This is a genomic window from Kitasatospora sp. MY 5-36 (assembly GCF_001182915.1).
Taxonomy (GTDB): Bacteria; Actinomycetota; Actinomycetes; order Streptomycetales; family Streptomycetaceae; genus Kitasatospora.
Genome location: NZ_LFVW01000648.1, coordinates 1 through 6425 on the forward strand (window position 1 = coordinate 1; position 6425 = coordinate 6425).

Annotated in this window: 6 protein-coding genes and 1 pseudogene; 3 read left to right on the forward strand and 4 right to left on the reverse strand. The window is 74.0% G+C overall.

Annotation, left to right across the window (positions count from 1 at the left end):
- Positions 1-527, forward strand: a pseudogene (locus tag AE652_RS32655) (hypothetical protein); the annotation flags it as partial.
- Positions 528-665: 138 nt separating this feature from the next.
- Here the strand turns inward: AE652_RS32655 and AE652_RS32660 are convergent.
- Positions 666-1964 (reverse strand): triacylglycerol lipase, encoded by a 1299-nt coding sequence (locus tag AE652_RS32660; protein WP_049658178.1) that lies wholly within the window; start codon positions 1962-1964, stop codon positions 666-668.
- 210 nt (positions 1965-2174) lie between these two features.
- Between AE652_RS32660 and AE652_RS32665 the strand changes: the two genes are divergently transcribed.
- Positions 2175-2504 carry a MoaF N-terminal domain-containing protein gene (locus AE652_RS32665; RefSeq protein WP_049658181.1) on the forward strand — a complete coding sequence of 110 codons (330 nt, stop codon included), beginning with the start codon at positions 2175-2177 and terminating at the stop codon, positions 2502-2504.
- Positions 2505-2635: 131 nt separating this feature from the next.
- Here AE652_RS32665 and AE652_RS32670 read toward each other — a convergent pair whose 3' ends face one another.
- Together AE652_RS32670 and AE652_RS32675 are read right to left on the reverse strand one after the other, a co-directional pair.
- Positions 2636-3778, reverse strand: a complete 1143-nt coding sequence (locus tag AE652_RS32670) for an esterase family protein (RefSeq protein ID WP_049658183.1) — start codon at positions 3776-3778, stop codon at positions 2636-2638.
- Between the two features lie 261 nt (positions 3779-4039).
- Positions 4040-4660, reverse strand: a complete 621-nt coding sequence (locus AE652_RS32675; protein WP_234348628.1) for a TetR family transcriptional regulator — start codon at positions 4658-4660, stop codon at positions 4040-4042.
- Positions 4661-4797: 137 nt separating this feature from the next.
- On the opposite strand from AE652_RS32675, the gene AE652_RS32680 reads away from it, so the two are divergent.
- Entirely contained in the window at positions 4798-5562 is a 765-nt protein-coding gene (locus AE652_RS32680) for an SDR family NAD(P)-dependent oxidoreductase (protein WP_049658184.1), read from the forward strand.
- A gap of 138 nt (positions 5563-5700) precedes the next feature.
- Here the strand turns inward: AE652_RS32680 and AE652_RS32685 are convergent, their stop codons facing one another.
- Entirely contained in the window at positions 5701-6192 is a 492-nt protein-coding gene (locus AE652_RS32685) for a GNAT family N-acetyltransferase (RefSeq protein WP_049658187.1), read from the reverse strand.
- Positions 6193-6425: the final 233 nt, after the last annotated feature.

Below are 6425 nucleotides of genomic sequence, written 5' to 3' on the forward strand. Positions count from 1 at the left end.
CGTCCACCCTGCCCGCACCGGCGACGCCCACCGCCTCGACCCTGCCGGCCCCGGCCAAGCCCGGAGCCGGGTCCGGGGCCGGGTCCACCGCCGGGCCCTGGACGGCCGAGGCCGCCGCGCGACCGTCCGACTCCGACCTGGAGGTGGTCCGGATCGACCCGGACGCGGCCGCGCCCGGCGGCACCACCACCATCCACGCCTTCGTCGGCAACGGCGGCCCGGAGACCACCGCCTCCCCGTTCACGGTCGCGATCACCCTGCCGGAGGGCGTCAGCCCGGAGGGCCCGTTCTTCCCGTCCACCTGCCAGGTGGTGAGCCGCGGCCGCGTCGTGCGGTGCGTGTTCGCGCCCGGGCTGCGGGAGGGGCGCAGCGCGACCGCCCTCATCCCGGTCCGGCTCGCCCCGGACCTGCCGGAGGGCAGGCTGAGCGGCGGCTCGGTCGCGGTGCGCAGCGCGGACGACCGGTACGAGGGCAACAACCGGCAGCCGTTCGACATCACGGTGGCCGGGACGGCCGCCGGTACCTGAGCCGTGTGGGCCGCGCGGTCCCGTCGGCGGGGTCGGCCCTGCCGACGGGACCGTCCTGCCGGCGGCGGGCTGGGCGCCGCAACCGCCGAGGTGCCGACCAACGGCCCCGTGCGGCAGCCGAGTTGACCGGCTTGAGGCTCAGCTCAGCCAGGCGTTGACCTGGCTCGCCGCGTCCGGCGCCCAGGCGAGCTCCAGGTGGTTCAGGCCGCCGAGCAGCCGGGTGCCGCCGACCGTCGCGATGCCGGTGGTGTCCAGCGCGCTCGCGGTGAAGACCAGGCCGTCGCTCGGCCCGCGACCCTCGTTGAGCACGCCCGGGATGTCGGCGGACCCGCCCGCCAGCAGGTAGGTGCGCACCGCGGCCGGGATGCCGGCCTGCCGGAGCGGGGCGATCAGCGAGCCCGCGTCGATCGCCGCCTGGATGCCCTGGCCGGAGGTGTAGAAGCCCTGGCCGCCGTAGTAGGTGGTCCACCAGTCCTGCGCACTGCTGTCCACCCCGTAGGTGCCGTCCCAGCGGGCGAGCAGCTGGCGCTGGCCCGGGTAGCAGTCGTAGCCGCCGCTCGGCAGCACCCCGAGGCAGGGCTGCGCGGTGTACGTGCCGTAGCAGGTCATGGAGAGGTGCGGGGACGGCGCGTTGGCGGTGCCGCCACAGGCGGGCCAGGTCACCAGGTCGAAGTCCCAGCCGTGCGCGTACACGTAGTCGAGCCCGCCGTGCGGCCCGCCCAGCGTGACCAGCCGGCGCACGTCGCCCGCGTACGCCCTCCCCCAGGAGGGCTTCACCGAGGACACGTACGCCCGGGCGGCGACCTCGCCCTTGCTCCAGGCCACCACGTCGACCTGGGGGACCCCGAGCCGGGCCCGGATCAGCGCGACCGCGTCGCCGACCGCCTGCGCCTGGAGCAGGTTGTCGCCGTGCTTGTGGGCGAAGCCGATCGCGAAGACCCGGTGGCCGGTGCCGGCCAGGTACTGGGCGAGCCCGGTGGACGGGCAGTTCGCGGCACCGCAGGCGCCGCTCTCCCCCGGGTTCGCCCAGGCCCGGTCGGCGTTGTCGTTGGCGCCGTGGACCAGCAGGACGGGGGTGGCCTGGGCGCCGGTGTCCCAGCCCGCGGCGGAGTAGAGCAGGAACCGGGCGGAGGAGGGCCGACCGGTGCCGAAGTACGTCCGGCGGGCGCCGTCCTGGTCGCCGCGCCCGTCGGCGGGGAACTGCTCGGCGCCGAAGCCGGGGGTGGTGTCGAGGTAGCGCTCGACCTTGGCCCAGCCGTTGCCGGGGGCGGAGAAGGTCGCTTCCAGGGTGAGGGGGGCGGCGGCCGCGGCCCGGGCCGTACCCGCCTGCGCGGCGGTGGGGGTGCCGAGCAGGGCGGCGGCGAGGGTCAGGAGCACGGCGGCGAGGGCGGTGGGGACGCGTCTCGCGGGGCCGGGGCGTGTGGGGGTACGTCTCATGGCCGGACGCTAGGGCCGGCGCGCGGCCCTGCCCATGTGCCGGTCGCACACCCGGGCCGCCGCGTGGTGGCGGACCGTACCGTGGCCTTTGCCTGACCGAGTGCGCCCGGTCGGATAAATTGGAAGCCTGACATCATCCGCCGTGCACAAGAGCGGCGAGCCCGACCGGGTGCTCGCCACGACCTGACAGAGACGAGGACCCGCCCCACCATGACCGCGCCCCTGCCCGCCTTCGCCGGCCGCACCTACCTCTTCCGGGTCGACAACGGCGCGGCCTTCCGCAACACCTACTCGGCCGACGGCACGCGGCTGCGCTGGGAGGGCCTCGGCGAGTCGGCGGGCCAGTGGGAGGACGTGCGCCTGCACGTCGCCGAGGTCGCGCCCTCGATCTACTTCGTCAGCTGGACCGAGCAGAGCGGGATCACCGTCAGCCACGTGATGGACCTCGGCAGGCTGACCGTGCGGGCCTTCTGGACCTTCGAGGGCGAGGGCGGCCGGGTCGGCCAGCTGCACACCGGGACGCTGGAGCGGGTGGCCTGAGCGGAGGGACCGCCGCGCGGGGGCCGTACGGCTCCTGAACGACCGGACCGATCGAACCGACGAACCCCCGGGGCCGTGGCTCCGGGGGTTCGGTCGTTCAGGCCCGGCCGGTCAGGCCCGGCCGGTCAGGCTCATGCGGACTGGTTCGGCACCTTGAGGTGCTGGGACAGCCACTCCAGCGAGGAGGGCAGCAGGGCGCTCCAGGTCTCGAAGTTGTGGCCGCCGTTCTCCAGCATGCTGTACGAGACCTTCATCGGGCTCTGCACCCCGTCGACGAAGGCCTCGGTCTGCTGCCGGTAGTCGCCGTCGCCCTTCTTGGTGCCGGCCAGCAGCACGGACACCTTCGGCTGCGGCAGGTTCTTCAGCCGCCACAGCAGGTTGGCCTCGTCGCGGCGCTGCTTGCTGCCCCCGAAGAGGTCGCCCGTGGTCGGGTCGTCGGCGGCGTCGTAGTAGGCGGAGAGGGCGACGGCGGTCGGGAAGACGTCCGGGTGGCGCATGGCCAGCTTGAGCGCGCAGTAGCCGCCGGTCGAGTTGCCCATGAAGGCCCAGGCCTGCGGGTCGGTGGAGACCCGGTAGCTGGCCTGGATCGCCGAGGGCACGTCCTTGGTGAAGTAGGTGTCGGACTGCGGGCCGTTCGGGACGTCCTCGCACTCGGTGTCCTGGGGCAGCGCGGGCGAGGGGCGCACCAGGACCATGACGGTCGGCTGCATCCGCCCCTCCTGCAGCAGCTTGAGCGCGGCGCCCGGGTAGTTGAAGCGGGTGATCAGGTTCTCGGCGATTCCTGGGAATCCGGTGCTGACGATCACGGCCGGGAACTGCTTCTGGGCGTACTCCGGCTGGAAGTACTGCGGGGGCAGGTAGACGTAGCCCTCGGTGGACAGCCGGCTGGCCGCGCCGTCTATCCGGACCTTGCGGATCTCGCCGGACTGGGCGGGCTCGCGGCCCATCGCGCCGCCGCCCTTGACCGCGGCCTGGCCCATCGTCTCCACCATCAGCCGGCCGGAGGCGTCCGCCTTGTTGTGGATGACCACCGGGCCGGTGTCGCCGGTGCCCAGCAGGTCGTCCCAACTGCTGTAGAAGGCGAAGTAGTTGTTCGCGACCAGGCCGAGCGCGGCGAGCACCGCGAGCTGGGTGGCGAGCAGTGCGCCGATCCGGCCGAGCACCGACTGCCAGGTCTTCTTCGCGAGTCTGGGCCACAGCCAGACCGTGCCGACCATCATCACGACCGCGATCAGTGCGGTCAGCGCCAGCACCTTGTGGCTCGTCAGACCCATGTCCCGCTTGCTCCCACGCCTCGAACTCCAGTCCCCTCCGCTGGGGACATCCGAGGAGGTCACCCCGGTTCCCCCGCCGGGGCGCGAGGACCAACCCTAACGCCAGCTGGGAGGAAGCTGACCGCGGCTGGGAGGTCACGGGGAGCCGGGCTGACAGATGACAACGTTCAGATAACAGATTTCGAAAGTTGTCATCTGAAATCTGTCAGCGGTCGGCTGTCTCCCGTCAGCCGGAGCGGGCGGGGTGGGCTGCGCCCGGGCTCAGCCCACCCGCTCCCAGAGCCGCAGCCCCGCCGTGAGCTCGCGCATGCAGCGCGCGCCGAGGTCCTGCGGGGAGCCCGGACCGGCAAGGGGCGCCTCGGAGGAGGCCCACTGCTCCAGGGCCACCCGGATCGCCGCGGTCGCGGCGGCGGCGGCCAGCCGGATCTCCAGCGGATCGGTGCCGTCCGGGCAGCGCCCGGTGAGGGCGACCCGCAGCCGCGCCTCCGAGTCGGCGTGGACCCGCTGCCAGGTGGCGTTCAGCTTCGGGTCGCGCAGCAGGCCGCGGGCCCACCGCATCATCTCCGCCCGCGCCTCGTCGGCCGGGGTCAGCGACGCGACCGCCGCACGCTCCAGCGCCTCGCGCAGCGGCAGGTCGGCCGGGCTCGCCGCGAACAGCTCCACCCACTCCTGCCCGCCCGACGCGAGCAGCGGGGCGACGGCGTCCTCCTTGACGGAGAAGTACCGGTAGAAGGTGCGCAGCGAGATGCCCGCGGCGAGGGCGATCTCCTCGGCGGTGACCGCCTCAGCTCCCCGCTCGGCGAAGAGCGCGGCGGCGGTACGGGCGATCTCCAGTCGGGTGGCCTCACGGCGGCGCTGGGTCAGGGTCGGGCGTCCGATCACAGGGCCAGCCTACGCGGACGCATGCCAAGGTGGCACGTCACGACGATCTGGCACAGCCAGCCTTTTTGGCACAACGTGCCACTCAGGCGTACCGTGGTTCCCGAGGTCGAGAGACCACGAACGAACGGAGTACCACCATGGAGCGCTTCAGCGGACGGAACGTCCTGATCACCGGCGGCGGCTCGGGCATCGGCCAGGCCACCGTGCACCGGATCCTCGCCGAGGGCGGGAAGGTCGTCGCCGTCGACGTCAACGAGGACGGCCTGAAGAAGACCCTGGACCGCGCCACCGCCGAGGGCACCGCGGACCGCCTGACCATTCAGGTTCTGGACATCTCGGACGAGGCGGCCGTCGTCGCGGGCGTCGCCGAGGCGACCACCGGCCTGGGCGGCCTGGACGTGCTGGTCAACGCGGCCGGCATCCTCCGCTCCTCGCACACCCACGAGACCAGCCTGGAGTTCTGGAACAAGCTCCTCGCGGTGAACCTGACCGGCACCTTCCTGATGACCCGCGAGGCGCTCCCCGCGCTGCTCGCGGGCGGCCGGGGCGTGGTGGTCAACTTCAGCTCCACCTCCGCGAGCTTCGCCCACCCGTACATGGCCGCGTACGCCGCGACCAAGGGCGGCATCCAGTCCTTCACCCACGCCATCGCCTCGGAGTACTCGAAGCAGGGCCTGCGCGCGGTCTGCGTCGCGCCGGGCAGCATCGACAGCGGCATGACCCACAACCCGGGCCTGCCCGCCGACGCCGACTTCAGCCTGCTGGCCAAGCTCTCCCCCGCCCTCGGCCAGGGCTTCGCCGGCCCGGAGACGGTGGCCGGCGTGATCGCCATGCTCGCCTCCGACGACGGCGCCTTCGTCACCGGTACCGAGCTGCGCATCGACGGCGGCACCCACATGTGACCGGCTGATCGCCCCCGCGGCCCGGTCGAAGGCGGGGCCTGTGCCATCCCCCGTACGGCGCAGGCCCCGCCTTCGCGTCGCTGTCGCTGTCGCTATCGGAGCCGGAGCCGGAGCCGGGTGCGGCGGCGGTCGGTCAGGTCACCGCAGGGGCTTCCCGAGCAGGAGTTCCCGGGTGACCCCGTCGGCGAGCAGGTCGCCCGGCTCCGCGAGCGGGGCGAAGCCGTGCCGGCGGTAGAGGGCGAGCGCCGCTTCGTTGCCGGGGAGCACGGCGAGGCGCAGCGTGGTCCCGCCGGTGGCGCGGGCCCAGCGCTCGACCTCCTCGACGAGCCGGACGGCGACGCCCCGGCCGCGCGCCCGCGGGGCGACCCAGAGCGAGCGCAACTCCCGTACCCCGTCCAGTGATCCGGGCAGGCCGCCGACGAGCCCGACCGGGTCCTCGTCCAGCAGGGCCGCGACGTGGTGGGCGCCCGGGATGCCGAGCCGGTCTCGCCAGCGCTCCTCGCCGCCCCGGTGCCAGTCGGCGAGGCCGGCCTTGAAGGCCTCCGGTGCGTCGGTCAGGGCGGCGAGGCGGAGGTCCCGCCAGAGCGGCCAGTCAGCGGTTGTGAGGGTTCGGAGCGTCAGCGTCACCATGTCCGGCACCGTAGAGGGCCCGACCGGCGGCCGTCAGTCCGTTTCCCGTACCTGCGGGCCCGCGCGCCACCGGCCCCGGCGGTTCGGCGGGGTCCGACGGCCCGGCGGGTGCCCTACGGCGGGTGCCCTACGGCGTGCGCCAGTCGGCGGCGAAGGCGGCGGCCGGGTTGGCGGTGAGGAGCAGCTCGGGCAGTTCGGGGCCGTGGCTGCGGGCGAGGCGCGGGGCGAGCTCG

Bases quoted from the DNA above. Each gene is read 5' to 3' on its own strand.
- AE652_RS32670 (WP_049658183.1), bottom strand. From the start codon at position 3,778: ATGGGTCTGACGAGCCACAAGGTGCTGGCGCTGACCGCACTGATCGCG.
- AE652_RS32660 (WP_049658178.1), bottom strand. From the start codon at position 1,964: ATGAGACGTACCCCCACACGCCCCGGCCCCGCGAGACGCGTCCCCACC.
- AE652_RS32665 (WP_049658181.1), top strand. From the start codon at position 2,175: ATGACCGCGCCCCTGCCCGCCTTCGCCGGCCGCACCTACCTCTTCCGG.
- AE652_RS32680 (WP_049658184.1), top strand. From the start codon at position 4,798: ATGGAGCGCTTCAGCGGACGGAACGTCCTGATCACCGGCGGCGGCTCG.
- AE652_RS32685 (WP_049658187.1), bottom strand. From the start codon at position 6,192: ATGGTGACGCTGACGCTCCGAACCCTCACAACCGCTGACTGGCCGCTC.